Source organism: Pontibacter chinhatensis (genome assembly GCF_900113285.1).
Classification (GTDB): domain Bacteria; phylum Bacteroidota; class Bacteroidia; order Cytophagales; family Hymenobacteraceae; genus Pontibacter; species Pontibacter chinhatensis.
Genome location: NZ_FOOT01000001.1, coordinates 903,771 through 926,137, shown reverse-complemented (window position 1 = coordinate 926,137; position 22,367 = coordinate 903,771). Strand labels below are relative to the sequence as shown.

Sequence of the window (22,367 nt, the reverse complement as noted above, 5' to 3'; positions counted from 1 at the left end):
TTCACACTTCCCTGTCTTTGTCAGCCTTACTTGTCAATGCATCGGCGGCGAGGCCGGTGGCAATGGCGTAAATCCCATGGAGCAGCGCATCCTTGCCAACCGCTTCCGGCTCCCATTCCGTTACGGGCTCTGCCAGGTCCAGTGACGGGAGCATGATGAGTGCCGCGCCCCAAACAGCCCCGAAGTGTGTGGCCGTGCCGGCAGCGCCTCTACTCCCAAACTCCGCCAGCAAGGCTCTTGGAATGCCCCAGGCCGTTCCGTAGGCAAAATGCATCAGGTTGTTCACGGTCTCCTTCGACTCCTCGTCTTCGGCCTTCACGCCAAACACTTTCTTTGCTGCCTGGTAGGGCGTATCGCTGGATTCACGGCCGCTTAGCTGCATCTCAATCATTTGAGCAACAGTCATCACAGCTGTCCCTACAAGCCCGGCTACGATACCTTTGCCAATAGCGCCGGCTACCTGGGCTGCTGTATTAGAGGTGTCTTCTGTTGTTTGTTTGTCTGTTCGCATAGCTTTTCAGGTAAGTGGTTTTATACTTACTCTGTAGTGGAGGTTTGTGTTTTGGCTGGGCTTTATACTTGCTGGTTTATGCCTTATCTTGCTGGTTCATACTTCATGCTCCTGATGTTGCCAGCAACCTCTTGTGTATATCAATAACCCCTGGTCCCCCCAACTGGATACAAGCTATCCTTACTAGCTCCTGTTCATCCTCCAGACTTACTTAAGCTACTGTTTCACCTCCTGCTTTCTGCCCTCCTAGGTCGGAGGCCTCGCCTTCGGGCATCGCGCTGTGTTCCCTCCTTGCCTCGCTCGCGCTCGGCATGCCCTTGACGGGCACCGGATCTCACAAGGCGCTCAACCCGAAGGCTGGGAACAGAATCGATAGCTGCTGCTTTTTGTAATCTCGACCTTTGGGAGGGAACTAAATAGGATTCTCAATAGATCTCTCGCGCTGCTCGAGATGACAACAGGAGTAGCAAGTGTAATTCTCTCCTCGGAGGGGCTAGGGGTGGGTTTATACTTTGTAGGGGCAGAAGCTATAACACTTATACTTCTGTAACAGTAAAAACAGGCTCCCCTCCTTAGCCAAGGAGGGGTTAGGGGTGGTTGGACCCAGTCCTGCAAAAAATCCCCCCCTGTTTTTAGGGGAGGGCTAGGGAGGGGTTAAGAACACCCCCCACAGCTACGCTCCACCTTCTCCCCCTGGTAATGCTTCTCAAAAAACTCATCGCACCAGAGGCAGATGTTCTCTAGCTGGGCTGTGCGCTCCCGGGCATACGTCTCCGGTATTCCCATACTTTCGCCCAGGGCCAGGGGATTGCCTTCGTTTATCTTCTGCCAAATCTCTGATTTAGATACCCGCTGCAGCACGTCGGCCACTTTCTCGGTGCGAGCATCGCCGAGCGGGATGCGGGTGCCAGGGCAACAGGGGTTTATCTTCCAGAGCTGGATGGAGATTTCCTGCGGGATGTCTTCGGCACCGGTCAAAAAGCCTTTGCCGCCGGAGAGGATAGCGCAGAAGTTATGTTCGGGGTCTTGTTTCCAGAGCCCTTTTTCGTAGGCGCGGCCGCGGGCCCAGTTGCCGCCCAGCCACATGTCGATGGTCGCACCCCAGTAGCCCCAGCTGGCTTTGTGTTTGGTGATGTAGGTGTCCTTTTCGATGAGCGGGTCTTTGTCGTCGCCGTTCACGCCGCGACTATGGAAGATTTCGGCCAGTTCCATCAGGCGCGCGCCGGCGTGTTTGTGGTAGCGGTCGATGCTGGAGATATCGAAGCGTGTCACGCCTTTTTCCAGCAGGGTGTCCAGTATCTGTTCGTTGAGCAGGTCGCCGTTGGTTTGCAGCATGATTTGCACACGGCCCTGGTAGCGCTCCTGCAGGCGGTCCAGAATAGCATAGAGCAGCTTTTTATCCGCCAGGGGCTCTCCTCCGGAAAGTATAAGGCGCCCCATGCTAGGAGGCAGGTTGTCGATAATGGCCATGCACTCCTCTTCGGAAATGCGCTCGCCGTGCGGACCGGAGTTGTTGTAGCAGTGGTCGCAGTGGTCGTTGCAGAGCTGGGTGAACACCCAATAAACCGATTCGATATGGTGAAAGTCTTGTGTCATGGTTGATAAGTGGTTTGCTGTTCGAGCGCACTCCAGAAGGCCAGTTCGTCGCGCACCCCTGTTTGCGGGTCAGCGATGAAGGCATCCTTGGAAGTATACACCTGCAGTTTGCCGGCGGCCATGTAGGCAAACCGGTCACCCACGAGCAGCGCCTCCTTTACTTCGTGCGTCACAAACAGAGCGGTGATGTTGTACTTTCGGGCCAGGCGCAGAAACAGCCGTTGCATACTGGCACGGCTCTGGGCATCGAGGCTGGCAAAGGGTTCATCGAGCAAGAGGACGCGCGGCAGAAAGATGATGGCGCGGCCAAAAGCCACCCGCTGCCGCTGCCCGCCTGACAGATGGGAAGGCTTTTTCTGCGCGTGCTCCTGGAGCTCCAGTTCCTGCAGCATTTGCACTACTTTCTGCTGCACTTGGGCCTCCGCCTCTTTCCGAACACGCAAACCATAGGCAAGGTTCTCAAACACGCTCAGGTGCGGAAACAGCAGCGGCTCTTGGAACAGGTACACCATCTCCCGCTCGCGCGACGGCACGGCGTCCATACTTTCCCCGGCCCAGTTTATACTTCCAGCGTCTAGCGTCAGCAGCCCGGCCAAGGCTTTGAGCAAGGTGGTTTTGCCGCAACCCGAGCGCCCCAGCACCGCCAGCACCTGCCCCTGCGGCAACTCGAGCGAAACTTGGTCGAGCACGGTGTGCGTTTGGTAGGCTTTATGTAAATTTTGGATGGTCAGCATCAGATTCCTCTAAAAACAAATTTTTTATTCAACCACAGCAAGAGGGCAGGAGGCAGCATGAGGAGCAGCGAGGCCAGCGCCGCATGAAAAATATTGGCCTCGTTCACATACTTAAACACCAGAATGGTCAGTGTTTTTATTTTGCCCAAGCCGATGAACTGCGTCAAGCCATACTCGAACCAGGAGATGAGGAAGGTTTGGAAAAAGCAAATCAGCAGCAGCGGCTTTGCCAGGGGCAGCAGCACCTGCTGCAACGTATAAACCGCTGAAGCGCCCAACGTTTGCGACTGTTGCTCCATTTGTAATATCTCGTAGGTCCAGAAGCTCTGGAAGAAAATCACGGCAAACGGAAAAGCAAGTATAAACTGGCCCAGCAGTACGCCTATCACTTCACCGCTCATCCCAGTTAACAGAAAAAAGCGCTGCACCAGAATGGCCAGCACCACCGGCGAGAGCACAAAAGGCCAGTAAGCCAGCAGCAGCCAACGGTTTTTATACTTTGCCCGGGCGATTTCCTTGCTGATAACAAAGCCAGCCAGTGTAGCAAGTATAGCCACGCCCATGCCCAGCAGAAGCGAGAGCAACAAACTTAGCTGTAGCTCACTTTGCCCCACCAACAGCTCCTGCCAGTTGCTCAGGGTAAACCGCTGCGGCAAAATGCTCGGGTAAAACCAGGCTTGTCCCACCGACAGCACCCCGAAAAAGAGGAACGGCAATAGGATAGCCGTGATAAGTATAGCGGTCAGAATCCTTCTAAGCATGGCGCTGCAGTTTTTTAAAGCTGATAGAAAGCAGGAGCAGCACAAACAAGGTAAAAGCCACGCTGATGGCATAGCCTTGCGGGATGTCGAGGAGGTTGAAGCGCTGAAACTTCTGCACCGCCAGCACCGACACCATCTGGTGTTGCTGGCTGCCGATAAGCAGCGGGATTTCGTAGGAGCCCAGGATGAAAATGAAGTATAACAGCAGGTTGGGCGCGGCGGTTTTAAGTAAAGTAGGGATAGCGATGTGCCTGACAAAGTATGATTTGCCGGCGCCCAGGTTGGCCGATACCTCCTGCAGTTGCTCCAGGTTTTGCTCGCGGTAAATGGCATGGAAGAGCAGCGTCAGGAACGGCATGGCCATCAGCACATGCGCCAGGATAATCCCAAAACCCAAGGTATCGTGCACCAGACTGGGGAACCCCTGCAGGTTATCTATCCAACCAAGTCCATACACCACCCGCGAAAACAGCCCGGATTTGGTGAAGAGCTGAAACACCAGAAACCCCATCACCATCGCCGGAATCGTCAGGGGCAAGTATAAAAAGTAACTCAGGGAGCCGCTGCGGAGGCTTCTTTGAAAGTATAAGGCAAGGAACAAGGCAGCGGCTGTGGCCAAAGCGATAGCCACCAGGCCAATGTATAAACTATAAGCCAGCGAACTGAGCAACGCGCCACTGCTCCATACCTGCTGCCAATGCTGCAAGGTAAAACCAGTACTTAACGCACCCGTCAGGCCGAAGCTATAGGCCAGGCCATAAAGCAAGCCGCCTGCCACCGGCAGCACCGCCAGCAGCAGGAAAATAGCCCGCAGGTATACCCCGGCGCCTGCCTTAGTTTTGCTCGATAACCTCTGTCCTAAAGTCGTCATACAATCTAATCATATACTCGGGGGCCAGTTCCTCGAAAGCTCTGTCCTGAATGGCAGCGCGGTCGGGAGCATGCCGGCGGGCGGGAATGTGGCGGAACTTCTCCTGCCATTCGGCTGGTAGCTTTTCCGTTGCCAGCACCGTGCCGTCGCCCCATACTTCGGGACTTGCTTTCCGGTACTGCGCTTCCGGCGACTGCAGAAAGTTAATCACCACCAGCGCCCCCGGCAGGTTACCTGACCTCTTTAGGATGCCCAGGTAGTGCGTGTTCTGGATGGTGCCCGGCTCCGGCACATAAGCGCGGGAGGTCTCGGGGAAAACGCCCTGCAAAATCTTGTTGTCCACTTCGCTGTCGTTGTTGCTGAAGGTAAAGTTTATCTCGCCGTTGGCGTAGAGCTGGTGCAGCTGCGAAAGCGTGGCCGGAAAGGTCTGCCCCTGCTTCCAGAAGTATGGTTTCAGGTGGTTGATTTTCTGCCAGAGTTGCTGGCTATACTTTTGATACGTTGCCTCGTCGAACTCACCTGCCAGTTCCTCTTTCCCGGCCAGGGCTATCATCCAGGATTTCAGCAAGGTCATGCCGGTAAACTCATTGGGAATAGTGAAAGTGCCGGGATGGTTTTTAATGTAGCTTTCCAGCTCCGAAAAGGAAGCAGGCGGCGTTTTTACCTTATCCGCATTGTAAATAAAGGCCAGCTGCACATTGCCCCAAGGCGCTTCCATGCCTTCCACCGGTTGCTGAAAATCGCGGCCGATGAAAGGGTTTTGCCAATTCACGTACTGGTTGTTGGGCAGCAGCTCCGTAAAGGGCCCGTACAGCGCGTCGAGCTGGCGCAGTTGGTAAAAGGTCTCACCATTAATCCACGCCACATCCATCTCGCTGACAGTTTTGCCAGTTTCCTTCTCGCCCAAAGCCAATCCCACAATGTCTTTTCCTTGTCCGGAGTTGATGTCGAGCGTGATGCCATACTGCTTCTGTAGCTGCGGTTTCATGTAGTTTTGCATGTACTTGTTGATGAGCGGGTCGCCTTGCCACATCATCATTTGCACGGTAGTACCCCTGGCTGCCGCTTCTATACTTGCCCAATCCGCCTCCTGCACATTTAGTTGCTCCTGTGGGGTATTGCTCCCGCAACCGAAGCTCAGGAAAGTGATGAGTAGTAAAAGTATGCGTAGGTGTTTCATGATTTATACTTTCCTGCTGCAGTTTTTGCGCATCTTTTGGCTGTACATGAGGCAAGTATGTGACTTGTCTTGTTTAGCTGTTCTGTTCTAAAAGTGTGGGCCAAGCAACTGTTATTTGGAAGCCCCTGGCTTCCGTGAAGTCACAGACTTCACCTCATTAAAAGGACACAAGTCTGAAGACTTGCGCCATTAAAAACAACTTTCTAACCTTCTAACTTTTTAGCTTTCTAACTGTAGAGACGCAAAATATTGCGTCTCTACAACTCTCTAACTCCTAAACTCCCCAACTCTCAAACTCCTAAAACACATACCTCACCCCAAACTGAAACTGCCGGGGAGGGGCGGCGTTGCGGCGCACCAGCACGCCACTGCTGGCCGGACCCACCTGAATCTGGTTGCTCTGGGTGGCGTTGTTGCTGTAGCCACTCAGGTTCTCGGCGTTGAAGAGGTTGAACACATCCGCCCGCACTTCCAGCCCGCGGCTTCTATCAGCACCGAAAGGTATAAAATACTGCACACTTGCATCGAAGGTGTTCGACCAGGGCAGACGGTCGGAGTTGCGTTTCTCGCCGGGATGACGGTCGGAGTTGCCGACATAGGCATCCCCGAAAGCGGAGCCATCGCCGTTCAAATCGTTGGTAAAAATCGGCTCACCATTATTGTTCAGCACCAGGTTTCCACCTTGATCTACGACCTTGTATTGCGAGGCATCCGGGATGCGGTTGATGGGCTGGCCGCTTTGCAGGAGGGCCGCCACAGTGAGCGTCAGGTTTTGCACCGGGTAGTAAGTATAAATAGCGTTGATGACGTGGCGGCGGTCGTTGATGCTGGGACCCCATTCAGCCTCAAAGTTGTTTGCGTCCATCGCCCGGAAATTGATGTCCTCGGTGTTGTTTTCGAGGTAGGACAAAGTATAAATCAGGCGGTAAGAGAACTTGTCATCGGCTTTGTCTTTCTGCAGGTTAAAGCTGGCAGCATAGTAATTACTTTCTCCCCCAGATTCGGTCATCACCAGGTTCCGGGCCACGCCTTCCACCCGCTCTCCCTCAATAAGCGCGTAGTCTCCATAGATGGGGAGCGGACGCGTTTCGTCGGCCCAGGTGCTGCTGCGGGCAATGCCTTCTTCCTGACTTCGGTTGTAGTCCCAGGCGGCGGGGGCGTTGAGGTTGACGGTTCGGAAAAGATTGCGGCCGCGGTTATACACCAGGTCCACGTAAAACAGCTGGTGTGGCGCCATCTGCAGCTGATAGCCCAGCGAGAACTGCTGCGTGTAAGGGTTGTCGTAACCGCTGGGGTTGAGGATGCGGCGCTCGTTGCTGAAGAGATTACGCTGGCTGGCAAAGCTCCCAGCCGGGGGACCCTGCAGATACCCGTAAGGCAAGCCGGCATTATTGCTTTGACCTACGGTCAGGTTGCCGTTAAAAGTCACGCGGTCAAGGTCGGTATCAGCGGGTAGAATGCCTTGCTCCACAAAGTATGAAAGCTGCTTTTTAAAGGCGTCCGAGTTGTTGTTCTGTTGCAGGGCATCGCTGTAGACGGTGTAGAGAATTTTATCATAAAACAAACCGAATCCTCCACGGAGGGTGCTGTTGGGTGTGAGCTGGTAGTTAAAGCTCAGGCGCGGCGCCAGGTTGTTAACGTCGCCCTTGCTGCTGCCGCCCTTGGAGAGGTTGTCGTAGTCGTAACGCAGGCCCAGGTTCAGGTTCAGGCGCTCGGTGGCTTGCACTTGGTCCTCTAAGTATACCGTATAGACGTTCTGCCGCTTGCCAAAGGAAGTCGGCCGCAACTCCACGGCATACCGAGTCACCAGCACATCCGAAGGTATATCATTTATACTTAGACCCGAGCCCGGATTAGCTGCGCGCAAGCTCTCAAGTTGCCCCTGCGTGAGCTGCACGGTATAGCTGCCGTTGGGGTTGCCACCGCCAAACAGCGCGTGGTCGGTACTCAGGATTTCGGCTCCGGCTTTAAACGTATGGCTGCCCCGCGACCAGGTGGCTTTCTGCTGCGCCTGCCAGGTGTGCTGTATACTTTCGAAGGCGTAACCGGGGTGGCCCAGCACGGCCACGGTCTCGCCGGTGGGGCCCAGCACCGTCACGTCCGGACTCGTAGGGTTTTCAGGCTGCACATAATCCCAGCGGAAGCGGGCGTACTGCAGGTTCGTCTCCAGCGTCAGGTTATCCGAAGTATAAACGTTGGTGCTGGCCAGGTTGAGGGAGTTGCGCACTTGGTCACTGGCGGCGGAGGGAAAATTCAGGCCTCCCGTTAAACCTCCCGCCTGCCGGCCAATCCCTACAATGCCCACATTTGCCCGAAGCGCCGAGTGGAAGCGCTGTCTCCAGTAATGGTCGATTTTGCCGGAGAGGTAGTTAAAGTGGTTTTTGCCGCGCACCGTTTCATTCACACCCAAAGCCGGACTGCGCAGGATATTGTCTTTCAGGTCGGTGGTGTGCTCGTAGTTGAGAAAGTAAAAGGTTTTATCCCGGAGAATCGGGCCCCCCACGCCAAAACCTGCCTGGTAACGCTGAAAGCCATCCTTTACCTGGTTGCCGGATAAATCGCGCTGGGCGTAAGGGGAGGAGGCATCCAGAAAGCCGGGCCGTGTGAGAAAGAAGGCCTCCCCCTGCAGCTTGTTACTGCCTGACCTGGAAGTGATGTTGATGATGCCATTGCCCGTATTGCCGAACTCGGCGGAATAGTTGTTTGTCAGCACCGATACGTTCTGCACAAAGCCAACCGGCACGTTAAAGCGGGAGCCGCCCAAAAACTGCTCGTTGTTGTCCAGCCCGTCGATGAGGTAGTTGTTGAACAGCGGGTTGGCCCCGTTGATGCTGACGTTGGGCGCCTCCGGGAAAAAGCCCGTAGCCTGCGTGACGTTGGGCAGGCGGTAGAGCATCCTAGACACATCACGCCCCTCCACTGGCAGCTCCCGAATTTCTGAAATCCGCATCTCAGACGATACCTCGGCATTGTAGAGGTTGATGCGCGTGGTGCTAGGGGCATATACTGTCACGCCCTTCAGCGCTACTTCGCGCTTGAACGGCAGCACCAGCGTAACCGTGCGGGTAAAGTTAGAGCGAAGTATAATCGGCTCGGAGGAAACAAACGTATAGGTCTCATTTTCCGCGGAAAGAATGGTATAAGCACCGGCGGTATTGAGTCCGCTGAAGGTGGCGATGCCCTTGCTGTTGGTGGTGCGGGTGGCGCTGTAGCCAATGGCCTCGTTGGAGGCTGTAATTTGCACCTGTGGCACCGGCTCCAGCTTTGGGTTGAGCACCGTCACCTCAATGGCACCTTGCGCAAAAGCAGCGGCCATGGGGATGAGGTACCCAAGTAAGAGTAATAGAAATCGCATGCGCATGTAAAAGCGTGTTAGCTGATAAAGTATAACAGGAGAGATTGCTCAAAGTATAATGTATACCTAAGCTAAGTGTTGTGTGGGGATTAACAGCTAACAGGTGGGCCTCGCAGGCTAGTGGCAGCAGGTGTGGCTAGAGGTAGGCAGGAAGCATAAACTGTAAAGTATAACCTGACAGCAAACAGCAGCTCGCGCAGCCAAGCGGCCAATTTACCTAAAGTATGGTGTCCACTCAAGGCAAGAATGTCTTCAGCACTGTCGGCGTCAGCAAGTATAGGGGCAAGGATGGTGGTGCTGGCAGTGTCTGTTTGCTGGCAAAGCTCCTCGTATACGAGCGAGGTGTTCCAAGAGATAGCCGAAAAATCCAGCAAGGGCAAGGTATGGCGATGCATCCCCATCAAATACACGCCTCCGTCTGTTGCCTGACCGAAGACAAAACCCTGTTCCTGCAGCGCTTCAGCTGCAGCACGTAAGGTAGTGGCTGTCAGACCCGGCGTATCGTTACCCAAACAGATAACCTGCTCATAACCTTGTGCAAAAGTCTGGCTGAAGGCGTGGTGCAACCGTTCGCCAAACGTATGGCCTTGCTGCCGGGAGGAGTCAATAATCACTAGTTGGAGCCCTGCCTGCTGCACTAATTTCCGGGTGTGGTCGATGAGTTTTGCCGCGATAGCTTCGCTCTTGCTACGGCTGTGGCAAAAGCGTTTTACCTGCGCCTCCTCCGAAGGGGTACGGGTAAACAGTAAAACAGCGGTATGTGCGCGTGCAGACTTCAACTTCTATGTTTTACAGGAATACCTGCAAAATGTTTGTGCAAATATAGGGTTAATTCGATATAGGGTTTGGGTGGGAGTTGGTGGGGTCTTACATTAGAACAGATAGGGGCTTTTGCAATACCGGGTCCAACCACCCCCTGACCCCTCAGAGCTACGCTCGCTACCTTCGAACTCGCGTTCTCGGTAGTCTAAGGAGGGGAGTCTGGAATTGCTTTAGCAAAAGTATGAGTTTCGTAGCCTCAGTTCTTGCATGGACAGGTCGCGACCTATTCCTAAAGTATAAACCCACCCCAACCCCTCCAAGGAGGGGAATTATACTTGCTACTCACTATGTCATCTCAAGCAGAGCGAGAGAACCATCGGAAATTCTAACCAGATTCCTCACAGTTACGCTGGTTCTCTTCGGCTCTCGCCTCAAGAGGGTCGAGATGACAGCAATGGCGGAGGTTCCTTGTCTCAAGCAAGTGAGTCTCAGCAGTGCCGGGTCCAACCACCCCTACCCCTCCTTAGCCAAGGAGGGGAGTTCCGTCCAAGTTGTATCAGCAGCAGCTATCGATTCTATTCCCAGCCTTTGGGTTGAGCGCCTTGTGGATGTTGCGGTGCCCGAAGGGCAGCCCGCAGCGGAGCGAGGAGCAGCTTCAGACACACCGCGCGATGCCCGAAGGCGAGGCCTCCCGGCCTGGGAGGGCAGAAAGTCAGAGATGCAACTTTAGGTTAGTGGGGCTGGAGGATGAACAGTGGCTAGTAAGGATAGCTTGGTTCCAGCTGTGGAAAGCAGGGGCTAAGAGCAGCACAAGCAGACGCTTGCGCTAAATATGGGGAAGAATACCAAAGCAAGTATAACCCTTCATCTCTTCACTAAAAACCTCCAACAAAACACCCTCTAATTTACTTTATTGTATAATTATACAGCAGCAACAGGTAAATTGAGGTAAATTTGAGTAGGCAGTCATACTTCTGTTTAAGCACCCAATGAGAGAGCCACACGCAACAGGTGATTTTTGCATCCGGACCCCGGGGCGCCGCATTGTCATTATCGGCAACGGCATTTCGGGTATCACCTGCGCGCGCCACATCCGCAAGCGCGACAGCGAAGCCTACATCACCATCATCTCCGGCGAAACCGAGCATTTCTTCTCCCGCACCGCGCTCATGTACATCTTCATGGGCCACATGACCTATGCGCACACCAAACCCTACGAAGATTGGTTCTGGGAGAAAAACCGCCTCCACCTGGTGCACGACTGGGTGACACGTATAAACTTCGATCAGAAGGAACTGCAGCTACAGCAACAGGAGCCGCTGCATTATGACATCCTGATTCTGGCGCTGGGCTCGAAACCTAACAAGTTTGGCTGGCCCGGACAGGAACTGCAGGGGGTGCAAGGGCTCTACTCGTACCAGGACTTGCAAATGATGAACGACACTACCACTAACTGCCAGCGTGCCGTGATAGTAGGCGGCGGGTTGATTGGGGTGGAGATGGCTGAGATGCTGTTGAGTCGAAATATACCAGTAACGTTTCTGGTGCGGGAAGAGGGGTTCTGGCGAAGTATACTTCCCAAAGAGGAGTCGGAACTGGTAATGCGGCACCTGCGCGAGCACCACGTGGACCTACGGCTGAACACCGAGTTGAAGGCGATACGCGATAATGGCAGCGGGCGTGTTCAAGCGGTGGTAACGACGGCAGGAGAGGAGATTGCCTGTGGGTTCGTGGGGCTGGCGGTAGGCGTGCAGCCGAACATCAAGCTGGTGCGCGACACGGCGCTGGAGGTAAACAAAGGCATTTTGGTAGACCAGCATTTTGCCACCAACATCCCCAACGTGTTCGCCATCGGCGACTGCGCCGAGTACCGCGTGCCGGTGCCGCAACGCCAAAGTATAGAGCAGGTCTGGTACACGGGCCGCATGCACGGTGAAACGCTGGCGCACAGCCTCACGCATCAGCCTGTTAAGTATACCCCCGGCCCTTGGTTCAACTCGGCCAAGTTCTTCGATATCGAATACCAGACCTACGGCATGGTGCCAAATCGCTGGGAGGAGCCGGTAGATTCGTTTTACTGGGAGCATGCGGAGGGCAGAATCGCTTTCCGGGCGGTGTTCAATGGAGAAGATAATCGCCTGCACGGTGTAAACGGCCTGGGCATGCGCCTGCGCCACGAGTTTTTCGACCAGGCGTTGCGGGAAAACTGGACGGTGGAACAGGTGCTGGTAAAGTTGGGACAGGCCAACTTTGACCCGGAGTTTTATGACAGGCATCACCGCGAGATGCTGCAGGCCTATAACCAACAGTTCGGCACGAATCTGGAGCTGGAGAAGAAAGAAAAGAAAGGACTGCTGTCCTACTTTTGGAGGTAGTATAAAGTATGAAGGCAATACAGAAAATAGGCTTAGGGGGTTTCCTGCTGGCGCTGCTGCTCTTTAACGCGCTGCTTTTTATGGGGCAGTTCCGGCTAACGGAGGCGCAGCTGCAGGAGGCGGTGAAGCAGGAGCATGTGGAGGTGCTGCGGCAGGAACTGCAGCCGATGCTGGGCAAAACCTATACCTCCAGCTTCAGCTTCGCTACCGATTTTAACCGCCTCCTCGACAACTACAACGAGGAACAGCAGCGCAGCCAGCAGTGGGACCGCGTCATCTGGGACGACTACGCCTTTGCTCTCGCCAGAGTCGCCAGCCAGGGTTTTGTGGAGAACAACAAGCTGCTTCTGCTCTTTCTGACGGTCATTATGGGGGCAGCGGGTGCACTGCTCTACATCCTGCCCCAGCACCGGGGCGAGCCAGCCGGTATCAGGAACAACGGCGTCATGTTTTCCTCTAATAAGTCACGCGGAATGGTGGGGATAACGATTGGCGTGTACTTAACAGCCATTTACGTGCTGCTCTACTGGTATCCGGAGTATATCGTGAACTGGGCTTTGCTCGTGGACCCGCTTAGTTATACTTTAGCCGGAGGCCCGGCCAGCCAGTGGTTTTTGTATGGCACGATTTATACGTTGGCCATTCTGGTGATGGGGGTGAGGATGTTCCGCAAGTATAAAGGCAACAATTACCAACTGCTGCGCACCGCCTCAGTGATGTTTTTCCAGCTGAGTTTTGCTTTCCTGATTCCGGAGATACTCGTAGTGCTGAATTTGCCTTGGTACGACCTGAAAAACATCTGGCCCCTCGATTACGATTTTTTCTTCGAGTATAGCGTGGCCAGCATGCTGGGCAGCGGCAGCGCGGGCCTGTTCCTCTTTATCTGGGGGATACTCCTGATTATAGTGGCTGTGCCGCTGTTTACTTATTTTTACGGCAAGCGCTGGTATTGCAGCTGGGTGTGCGGCTGCGGCGGCCTGGCCGAAACTGCCGGCGACCCTTACCGCCACCTCTCCGACAAATCCCTGAAAGCCTGGAAAGTGGAACGCTGGATGGTGTACCCGATACTTGTTATCATCACCGTTATCACGCTGCTTACCATTGCTAATTATTTTACCGAATTTGCGCTCCTAAAACAGTCTACCGACATGCTGCACCAGTGGTACGGCTTCCTGATTGGGGCGGCTTTCGCTGGCGTGGTGGGCGTGGGCTTTTACCCGCTGATGGGCAACCGCGTGTGGTGCCGCTTTGGCTGTCCGCTGGCCGCCTACATTGGCATTGTGCAGCGCTTCAAGTCCAGGTTCCGCATCACGACGAACGGCGGCCAGTGCATCTCCTGCGGCAACTGCTCTACCTACTGCGAGATGGGCATCGATGTGCGCTGGTATGCCCAGCGGGGACAAAACATTGTGCGGGCTTCTTGTGTGGGCTGTGGCATCTGCGCCAGCGTATGTCCCCGCGGAGTGCTCAAACTGGAAAACGGGCCGGAGCAGGGCCGCATCACCGACATTCCGTTCCTGACTGGAAATGAATCAATCAAAGTACTGAATTGATGAGTCTACTGATTATACTTTGCCTGCTGGTTTACGGGCTTGCCATGCTGTTTATACTTTTTTACAGCATCGCGCAGGCGCACCTCCTGTACCGCTTCCGGCAGGTGCGCAAGCAAGGCAAAACACCAGCGCCGCCTACCCCTGACGTATGGCCACCCGTAACAGTGCAGCTGCCGGTATACAACGAAAAGTATGTCGTGGAGCGCCTCATCGATGCGGCAGCCGCGCTCGATTACCCCGCCGACAAGCTGGAGATTCAGCTGCTCGATGACAGTGACGACGAAACCACATCGATTATCCGGGGAAAGATAACCGAGTACCCGCACCTGAACCTGCAGCACATCCGCCGCCCTGACCGCAGCGGTTTTAAGGCAGGCGCCCTGAAGTATGGCCTGGCGCTGGCGCAAGGGGAGTTTATCGCCATTTTTGATGCCGACTTTACCCCGCAGCCCAGCTTTCTGAAACAGACCATTCCATACTTTGCCAACACCAAGCTGGGCATGGTGCAAACCCGCTGGACGCACCTGAACACAGACTACTCCATCCTTACCCGGCTGCAAGCACTGGCCCTGGATGCGCACTTTTTTATCGAGCAGGTGGGCCGCAACAGCCAGCACGCCTTCATCAACTTTAACGGGACCGGCGGCGTGTGGCGCAAAACCACCATTCTGGATGCCGGCAACTGGCAGGACGACACCCTGACCGAAGACCTGGACCTGAGCTACCGCGCCCAGCTAAAAGGGTGGCAGTTTTTATACTTGCCCGAGGTGGAGTCGCCGGCGGAGCTGCCGCCCGTGATGAGTGCGCTCAAGTCGCAGCAGTTCCGCTGGACCAAGGGCGGGGCTGAGTCGGCGGTGAAGCATTTGGGAACGGTTCTAAGTTCGGGCAAACCGCTGCAGACAAAGCTGCATGCGCTGGCGCACCTGCTCAACAGCGCCGTGTTTGTGGCCGTGCTGCTAGCTTCGCTGGCCAGTATACCGCTGCTGTGGGCGAAGGTAAACCACCAGTTGTCGTCTACAGCCTTTGAAATAGGGAAGATGCTGCTGCTGGGTTTTATGGTTATCAGCCTCGTATACTTTCAGGCCAACGCCCTGGGCAAGGCCACAGGCAGGAACCGTGTGGTTGGTTTTGTGCTGTACTACCCGCTGTTTCTGTCGGTGTCGATGGGGATGGCGCTGCACAATGCCGTGGCGGTGTGGGAGGGTTGGACGGGCCGCAAATCCCCTTTTATCCGCACCCCGAAGTTTAACCTGGAAGCGCGACAGCATACCTGGCAGGAGAACTTTTACCTCCACCTGAAAATGCCCTTTACTACTTACCTGGAGGGCCTGCTGGGGCTGCTGTTCCTGGCTGTGGCCGCCTGGAGTGTGACGCAGGGGGAGTATGTGATGCTCATCTTCCACAGCATGCTGGCGGTGGGGTACCTGCTTGTTTTTTATCATTCCGTACGGTCTTACAAACACACTTAACCTATGCCGCCAAAACTGCTATTCGTCTACAATGCCGAGACGGGCTTCTTTAACAAGCTGGTTGATTTCGCGCACAAGATTATCTCGCCCAAAACCTACCCCTGCAGCCTCTGTGCCCTCACCTACGGCAACTACACCATGTTTCCGGAGTGGGCGGAGTACCTACAAACACTGCCTTATGAGTTTGAGTTTATCTATAAGAATGAGTGGGGGCACACGGATGTGTATGACAAGTATCCGGTGGTGGCGCTGCAGCAGATTAACAAGGTGGAGGTGCTGCTGACGGCGGAGGAACTGGATGGCATGGAGTCACTGGAGGCACTAAAAAACCGGCTGAACCAGGTGCTGCAGCGGGTGCCTGAAGTATAAGATGTAGCTTCCTGTTTTTTTGAATTCAAAGTATAAATTACACAGAGGCATTTTGCTCAAAGCCTTTAAATTACTACGATGAAAAAGCTCCTGTACCTTTCCGTGTTTATACTTTTAGCCGGCTGCACTTCGGGTGGCTCCCGCAACATGGACTACGATGCCTTTGGCGCCTACTGGTTTCAAGGGAAGGCAGAAATTAATTCCTATACTCTGGAGCAATACCGCTACGGCGAGAAGCGCGACGGGGAGGCGGTGCTGATTTTCGTGACGGAGGATTTCTCCAGAAAGAACCAGGTAAAGCTCGATAACCCGGAGGCCAATGAAGATGACGCGCAGAAGGTGCTGAAGCTGAACCTCACCAAAAAGTTCGTGACCGGCATTTACCCCTACTCGATGATGCTTTCCGTCTTTACGCCCGTCTACGACCATGTTCCGGCCGTGAAAGTGACGGCCAGCGTGCAGGAATGGTGCGGGCAGACCTTTACGCAACTCAACCGCAAAAGCGGCAAGTATGATGCCCGGCTGTTTTCCTACTTCGAGCAGGAAAGTGACCAGCACTTCACCCTCGATGCCATTCCGGAAGATAACCTATGGACCGTGCTGCGTATGAACCCTGACCTGGTGCCCAAGGGGGAGGTAAGCCTCATCCCGGCCCTGCTGGGCCATCGCCTGACACATGAGCCGCTGAAAGCGCAGGAGGCTAACATCGACATCATAGAGGCCCGGGAAAGTATGGGCGGCATACCGGCGGCTAACCTGAAGGTGCTGGAGGTAACCTATAAAATCTACCCGCGCATCCTGCGCATTTTCTATACGTCGGCTTTCCCCTATGAAATTGCAGGCTGGGAAGAGGTCCACAAGCTCAAAAACGGGCAGGAGGAAACTAGCCGCGCTACCCGAAAAGCTAAAATGATAACGGATTACTGGACCAAGAACAGGAATGAGGATGAGCCGCTGCGGCGGGAATTGAAGCTGAAGTAGTCGCTTCCGCTGTTCCGGACATAGATGTCCGGAACCTCTCTGGGGCATATTTTATCCTTTAGCTCATACTTTTACCGGTTTATAATTTATATTTGCCGGCTTTTATTTCCATAGCCACTGCTTCCTTCTACCTGAACCAAGCTATCCTTACAAGCACGCGTTCATCCTCTAGATTTACATAAGCTACAGTTGCATCTCTAGCATTCTGCCCCCCTCGCTGGCGCGAGTTTGCAACTCGTGCCTCACTATGGTGTTGGGTTTGCAACCCGACTGGCTTGAAAAGCCATACTTTATACTTTAGCTATACTTTTATACTTTGCTGGCTTATACTCCCATAGCCGCCGCTTCCTTCTACTTGAACCAAGCTATCCTTTCTAGCTTCCGTTCCTCCTCCAGACTAACCTACCTATAGTTCCATCTAAACTTTGGCTCCCTCCCAGGCCGGGAGGCCTCGCCTTCGGGCATCGCACTGTGTTCCCTCCTTGCCTCGCTCGCGCTCAGCATGCCCTTGGCGGGCACCGGATCTCACAAGGCGCTCAACCCAAAGGCTGGGAAAGGATTCGATAGCCACAGCCCCTACTGTCATCTCGACCTTCGGGAGAGAGCTGATTAGAGTTTTCTAAAGTTCTCTCGCGCTGCTCGAGATGACAGGGAAAGTAGTAAGTATAATTCCCCTCTCGGGAGGGGCTGGGGTGGGTTATACTTTGACTATGAAACTTATGCTTAGCTAAAGTAATGACAGACTCCCTTCCTTAGACTACCGAGAACGCGAGTTCGAAGGTAGCGAGCGTAGCTCTGAGGGGCCAGGGGTGGTTGGACCCGGCCATTACAAAAAACTGCCACCTACAACTCCAGCGTCAGCTGATACCCCTCCCGCAGGCGGTCGTGCTGGTAGGTGAGGCTGGAAACGGAGATGCCCAACAGGCGCACCGGGTAGGGTGGGAGCTGCGGCAGGCGCAGTAACTCCCGGGCAATCGTGTAAATGGCATCGGCAGAGCTAAACTCGCTCAGGTAGGTTTTGCTGCGGGTGTTCAGCGTGAAATCGAAGTACTTTATCTTGAGCGTCACGGTTTTAGCGGTCGCCTGCAGGCGGGCCATGTCCTGGGCCACTTCCTCGGAGAGGTGCAGCAGGCGCTCCAGCATGTCGTCCTCCTCTGTCAGGTCGGTATCGAAGGTGCGCTCTGAACCGATGGACTTGCGGATGCGGTGAGGCTGCACTTCACGCTCGTCCTGGGCGCGGGCTACCCGGAAATAGTAACGACCTACCTTGCCGAAGTGGCGCACCAGTTCCTCCTCCGTACGCTGGCGCAGGTCAGCCCCGGTCAGGATGCCCATACTTTGCATTTTGGCTGCCGTTACCTTGCCGATGCCATGAAATTTCTCGATCTCCAGGCCTGCTACCACTTCCTCGGCTTTGTCCGGGGTGATGAGCGTGAAGCCGTTGGGCTTATCCATGTCAGAGGCAATCTTGGCCAGAAACTTATTGAAAGACACGCCTGCCGAGGCAGTGAGTCCCGTCTCCTTCAGAATCCGCTGTTTGATTTCTTTGGCGATGATGCTGGCCGAGGGCATGCCGATTTTGTTTTCGGTCACGTCCAGGTAGGCCTCGTCGAGCGAGAGGGGCTCTACCAAATCGGTATAGGAGTAGAAAATCTCCCGTATCTGCCGCGACACAGCACTGTACACGTCAAACCTCGCTTTCACAAAAATGAGCTGCGGACAGCGTTGGGCTGCTATTTTGGAGGCTAACGCCGAATGCACGCCATACTTGCGGGCTTCGTAGCTGGCTGCGGCCACCACGCCCCGCGCTTTGGAGCCGCCCACAGCCACAGGCTTGCCGCGCAGCTCGGGGTTGTCGCGCTGCTCCACGGAGGCAAAAAAGGCGTCCATGTCGATGTGGATGATCTTGCGGATGGGCTGTTCCAAAGTATGGCTTTTATACTTGCAAAGGTACAAAAACCGCTGCAGGAAGTACAGCGTCTGTCAGCCCTTTGCCATACTTTCAGCGGAACCATTCTGCACGGAAATGCCCCAAATGCATTTCTACGCCGGTACTGCCGGCTTGATGTTTTGGTTTACTTTAAAGAGGTTAGTAGGGTCATACTGATACTTGATGTGCGCCAGCCGGTCGTAGTTGTCGCGGTAAGTGGCCCGGATGCGCTCGTCTCCTTCCTCCATCATAAAGTTAACATAAGCACCACCCGCTGAGTAAGGGTGCAGGGCATCAAAATAGGTTTTCGTCCAGGTAGTGATTTTTTCCTTGTTGGCCGGATCTGGGTCCACGCCGACGATGACCTGCGCCCAGTTGGCATCGCGGTAGCTCCAGGCAGTGGCCTCTTTGCCCAGTTCATGCGCCGCGCCGTTAACGGGGTAGAGGTGCATGGTGGATTGCGGCGTCGGTAGTTTGCGGGCAAATTCCAAATGGCGGTCAATGGCTTCATCGCTGATCTCTTTAACAAAGTCGGCACGCCAGTACCATTGGTGGCCGGGTGGGTAAAGCGGGTCAAACATACTTTGCAAGGCCGGATGCGGAATCGGACCTACCAAATCAACGATAGGTTGGGGAGCCATACTTCGGATAGGGCCGAAGACCTGCTCCACTTTTTCCGGATCCCCGGTATAGCACCACACCACACCCCCTACAATCTTGTTATAGTGCTCAGCCGGGAAAGGTGCTACGGGTGGTATCTGTACGAAGGCAAAAAAGCCGTTCAAATCCTCAGGTGCCTCCAGTATAAAATCGCGCCACCACTGCATCACCTCCTTCACCTGGTCCAATTCCCACATCATCGGGCCCCCATAGTCCATACTTACAGGGTGCAGTTTAAACAGGAAAGAGGTTACTACCCCGAAATTGCCGCCGCCCCCGCGAATGGCCCAGAAGAGAGCTTCATGTGTTGTTTCGCTTGCTTTTACCAGGCTACCGTCGGCCAGTACCACATCCGCCTCCAGCAGGTTATCAATGGTTAGGCCATAAGCGCGCGTCAGGTGCCCGATGCCGCCACCGAGTGTTAGCCCGCCTACACCGGTGGTGGAAATAATGCCGCTGGGTGTTGCCAGTCCAAAAGCATGGGTGGCGTGGTCTACCTTGCCCCAGGTACAACCGCCTTCCACCCGCACCGTCATTTTCTCCGGGTTCACCTGCACCCCGTTCAGGTGCGACAGGTCTATGACCAGGCCGTCGTCGCAAATGCCCAGTCCGCCGCCGTTGTGCCCGCCACCCCTGATGGCCACTAGCAGGTTGTTTTCGCGGGCAAAGTTTACGGCATAGATCACATCGGCCACATCCTCGCACCTGGCAATCAGGCGAGGGCGCTTGTCTATCATAGCGTTGTATACTTTTCGGGCCTCGTCGTAGCCGCTTTCGCCGGGCTGTAGCACAGCGCCCCGCATACTTGCCTTCAGTTGTTGAATGTTGATATCCTCCACCATATCGGCCTCCCTTTTTAGTTGGGCACCCTAGCACAGCAATGTTCTTGGGGGATGGGGGTACTGCCAATACGACTGGTTAAGGTGCAATAAATAATTGATTGTCACTAAAGTATACGAGTGTAAAAAGGCAGCAGGAATTGGCTTTACAGAAAATGCGTAAGGGGAGATGACACGTCCTTGAAAGCTAACAAGGGGTGGGTAAAATGGTGGTGGAGAGCTTTCCTGTTTATCCCTATCAGGACTAAAAACAGTGTTTTCTCAATCACTAGGTAATTCATGCCGTATAGGAATTACTTCAAAAACCAAACAACTAGAACTATGAAAATAACGCACCTATACGTTGCGCTAGTAACCTTGCTTGGAAGTATAACCTTGTCCAGTTGCTCCGAGTCCGCACGGACGGTGGAGGAAGGTGACACTGATACCACGGCAGTGGCTGGTGCCACCGGAGCTGCTGACTCCCTGCTGCATCAAAACAATTCCAACTTGCAACTGCCGTCCCCGGATACCACGCACCGAGCCGAAAAAAGAAGCAAAGCCATTGGCTGGCCAGCGGGCAAAACCCCAACCGCACCGGCTGGTTTTACCGTCACCAAATTCGCCGGCGACCTGAAGCACCCGCGCCGCATCTACGTGGCCCCGAACAAGGATATTTTTGTGGTGGAGTCGGATGATGAAGGAAAGAGCGCCAACCAAATCACCATTTTCCGTGATACGAACAGCGATGGCAAACCCGAGCTGCGCGAGGTGTTTCTGACGGGCCTGAACCAGCCCTATGGCATGCTGGTGCTCAACAATTATTTTTACGTGGCCAACACCGACGGACTGCTGCGCTACCCTTACAAAGAGGGCCAGACCAAAATTACAGGGCAAGGGGAGAAAATTCTGAGCCTGCCAGCCGGGGGCTATAACCACCACTGGACGCGTAACCTGATTGCCCGTCCGGACGGTTCCAAGATTTACGTATCGGTAGGCTCTGCCAGCAACGTGGGCGAGTATGGCATGCAGGAGGAAGAGCGACGTGCGGCTATCCTCGAGATTAACCCGGATGGCAGCGGTGAGCGCATTTTCGCCAGCGGTTTGCGCAACCCGGTGGGCATGGATTGGGCTCCCGGCTCCAACACCCTCTGGACAGCCGTAAACGAACGCGACAACCTGGGGGATGACCTGGTGCCCGACTACCTGACCAGCGTGCAGGAAAGTGGTTTCTATGGCTGGCCATATGCCTACTTCGGGCAGAACGAAGATCCGCGCCGCAAAGGCGAGCGGCCTGACTTGGTTCAGAAAACAATCGTTCCGGATATGCCGCTGGGCTCCCATACTTCCTCTCTGGGGCTGGCATTTTACAAAGGAAACAAGTTTCCGGAGAAGTATAGAAACGGTGCTTTCGTTGGCCAGCACGGCTCCTGGAACCGCAGCGAGTTCTCCGGCTACAAAGTGGTGTTCGTGCCGTTCCAGAATGGCAGGCCTGCCGGAAGCTACGAGGATTTCCTGACCGGATTTATAGCAGATGCGGCAAAGAACGAAGTATACGGCCGTCCCGCTGGCGTAGCCGAGCTGCCCGATGGTTCGCTCCTGGTAGCCGACGATGATGGCAACACCGTTTGGCGTGTGGCCGCCCAGTAAAAGTATAGCTCCGAAGAGTATGACCAACGACTAAGGTGACAACGTATAAACAGGCCTAGTAACTACTTACAGACAAACTATGAAAGTATTATTTGTATTAACATCCCACGCAGAGTTGGGTACTACCGGCAAGAAGACCGGCTTTTGGGTAGAAGAATTTGCCGCGCCCTATTATGTGCTAACCGATGCGGGTGTTGAGGTAACGCTGGCCTCACCGGAAGGAGGGCAGCCGCCCATTGACCCCAGCAGCGAGGCGCCAGGTGCCCAAACCGACGCCACCAAGCGCTACTACCAGGATACAGAACTGCTGGAGAAACTGCAAAACACCAGGAAACTAAGCGAAGTAAAAGCGGACGAGTTTGATGCCGTGTTTTACCCGGGAGGCCATGGCCCGCTCTGGGATCTGACAAATAACGAGGAATCCATCAGGCTGATTGAAAGCTTTGCTAAGCAAAAGAAACCTGTAGCGGCTGTTTGCCACGCTCCGGCGGTGCTCACCAAGGTCAGAGACGTTAACGGAGAACCGCTGGTGAAAGGCAAAAAGGTAACCGGCTTTACTAACTCAGAGGAGGAGGCCGTGAAGCTAAGCGAAGTCGTGCCTTTTTTGGTGGAGGACGAGTTGCAGGAGCTCGGCGGAGTATACTCTAAAGTGGACGACTGGCAGCCGCACGTGGTGCGCGACGGACTGCTGATTACGGGCCAGAACCCGGCCTCCTCAGAGGGCGTTGCCGAAGAGTTGCTGAGCTTACTGAAAAAGTAGCCTTGAAGCCGTTGCTTTTTAGGCTGCACCTT

The 22,367-nt window shown here is 54.7% G+C and carries 17 protein-coding genes; 7 read left to right on the top strand and 10 right to left on the bottom strand.

The window, feature by feature from the left end; all coding sequences use genetic code 11:
• Position 1 precedes the first annotated feature (1 nt).
• The 8 genes from BM040_RS03850 to BM040_RS03815 form a co-directional block, all read right to left on the bottom strand.
• Positions 2-511: a hypothetical protein gene (locus BM040_RS03850; RefSeq protein ID WP_092099154.1), complete on the bottom strand. Its 510-nt coding sequence runs from the start codon at positions 509-511 to the stop codon at positions 2-4.
• 654 nt (positions 512-1,165) lie between these two features.
• Positions 1,166-2,107 (bottom strand): radical SAM protein, encoded by a 942-nt coding sequence (locus BM040_RS03845; protein WP_092099153.1) that lies wholly within the window; start codon positions 2,105-2,107, stop codon positions 1,166-1,168.
• Positions 2,104-2,841, bottom strand: coding sequence for an ABC transporter ATP-binding protein (locus tag BM040_RS03840; protein ID WP_092099152.1), 738 nt, complete (start codon positions 2,839-2,841; stop codon positions 2,104-2,106). Before BM040_RS03840 ends, BM040_RS03845 begins: the two co-directional genes overlap by 4 nt.
• Entirely contained in the window at positions 2,841-3,602 is a 762-nt protein-coding gene (locus BM040_RS03835) for an ABC transporter permease (RefSeq protein ID WP_092099151.1), read from the bottom strand. The genes BM040_RS03840 and BM040_RS03835 overlap by 1 nt, the downstream gene beginning before the upstream one ends.
• Entirely contained in the window at positions 3,595-4,473 is an 879-nt protein-coding gene (locus tag BM040_RS03830) for an ABC transporter permease subunit (protein WP_092099150.1), read from the bottom strand. The genes BM040_RS03835 and BM040_RS03830 overlap by 8 nt, the downstream gene beginning before the upstream one ends.
• The gene (locus BM040_RS03825) at positions 4,436-5,653 is read right to left on the bottom strand and encodes an ABC transporter substrate-binding protein (RefSeq protein WP_092099149.1); all 1,218 of its coding nucleotides are present in this window, start codon (positions 5,651-5,653) and stop codon (positions 4,436-4,438) included. The genes BM040_RS03830 and BM040_RS03825 overlap by 38 nt, the downstream gene beginning before the upstream one ends.
• Before the next feature lie 298 nt (positions 5,654-5,951).
• Positions 5,952-9,008 carry a TonB-dependent receptor gene (locus tag BM040_RS03820; protein WP_245756087.1) on the bottom strand — a complete coding sequence of 1,019 codons (3,057 nt, stop codon included), beginning with the start codon at positions 9,006-9,008 and terminating at the stop codon, positions 5,952-5,954.
• 89 nt (positions 9,009-9,097) lie between these two features.
• Complete coding sequence (locus BM040_RS03815; RefSeq protein WP_092099147.1) at positions 9,098-9,787, bottom strand: TIGR04282 family arsenosugar biosynthesis glycosyltransferase; 690 nt, start codon at positions 9,785-9,787, stop codon at positions 9,098-9,100.
• Between the two features lie 972 nt (positions 9,788-10,759).
• Here BM040_RS03815 and BM040_RS03805 point away from each other — a divergent pair.
• The 5 genes from BM040_RS03805 (at position 10,760) to BM040_RS03785 (ending at position 16,517) form a co-directional block, all read left to right on the top strand.
• On the top strand, positions 10,760-12,145 hold the full coding sequence (locus tag BM040_RS03805) for an NAD(P)/FAD-dependent oxidoreductase (protein WP_092099145.1): 1,386 nt from the start codon (positions 10,760-10,762) through the stop codon (positions 12,143-12,145).
• 8 nt (positions 12,146-12,153) lie between these two features.
• A complete protein-coding gene (locus BM040_RS03800; protein ID WP_092099144.1) occupies positions 12,154-13,698 on the top strand; it encodes a 4Fe-4S binding protein in 1,545 nt (514 codons plus the stop codon).
• Complete coding sequence (locus BM040_RS03795; RefSeq protein ID WP_092099143.1) at positions 13,698-15,167, top strand: cellulose synthase family protein; 1,470 nt, start codon at positions 13,698-13,700, stop codon at positions 15,165-15,167. The genes BM040_RS03800 and BM040_RS03795 overlap by 1 nt, the downstream gene beginning before the upstream one ends.
• Before the next feature lie 3 nt (positions 15,168-15,170).
• A complete protein-coding gene (locus tag BM040_RS03790; RefSeq protein ID WP_092099142.1) occupies positions 15,171-15,536 on the top strand; it encodes a hypothetical protein in 366 nt (121 codons plus the stop codon).
• Between the two features lie 78 nt (positions 15,537-15,614).
• Positions 15,615-16,517: a hypothetical protein gene (locus BM040_RS03785; protein ID WP_092099141.1), complete on the top strand. Its 903-nt coding sequence runs from the start codon at positions 15,615-15,617 to the stop codon at positions 16,515-16,517.
• 843 nt (positions 16,518-17,360) lie between these two features.
• Here the strand turns inward: BM040_RS03785 and dinB are convergent.
• Both dinB and BM040_RS03775 read right to left on the bottom strand, forming a co-directional pair.
• Positions 17,361-18,443, bottom strand: a complete 1,083-nt coding sequence (dinB, locus tag BM040_RS03780) for a DNA polymerase IV (RefSeq protein WP_262502444.1) — start codon at positions 18,441-18,443, stop codon at positions 17,361-17,363.
• Positions 18,444-18,560: 117 nt separating this feature from the next.
• Positions 18,561-19,949 (bottom strand): FAD-binding oxidoreductase, encoded by a 1,389-nt coding sequence (locus BM040_RS03775; protein WP_092099139.1) that lies wholly within the window; start codon positions 19,947-19,949, stop codon positions 18,561-18,563.
• A gap of 318 nt (positions 19,950-20,267) precedes the next feature.
• On the opposite strand from BM040_RS03775, the gene BM040_RS03770 reads away from it, so the two are divergent.
• A complete protein-coding gene (locus tag BM040_RS03770; protein ID WP_092099138.1) occupies positions 20,268-21,575 on the top strand; it encodes a PQQ-dependent sugar dehydrogenase in 1,308 nt (435 codons plus the stop codon).
• Between the two features lie 79 nt (positions 21,576-21,654).
• Entirely contained in the window at positions 21,655-22,335 is a 681-nt protein-coding gene (locus BM040_RS03765; protein ID WP_092099136.1) for a type 1 glutamine amidotransferase domain-containing protein, read from the top strand.
• The last annotated feature ends 32 nt before the right edge of the window (positions 22,336-22,367 follow it).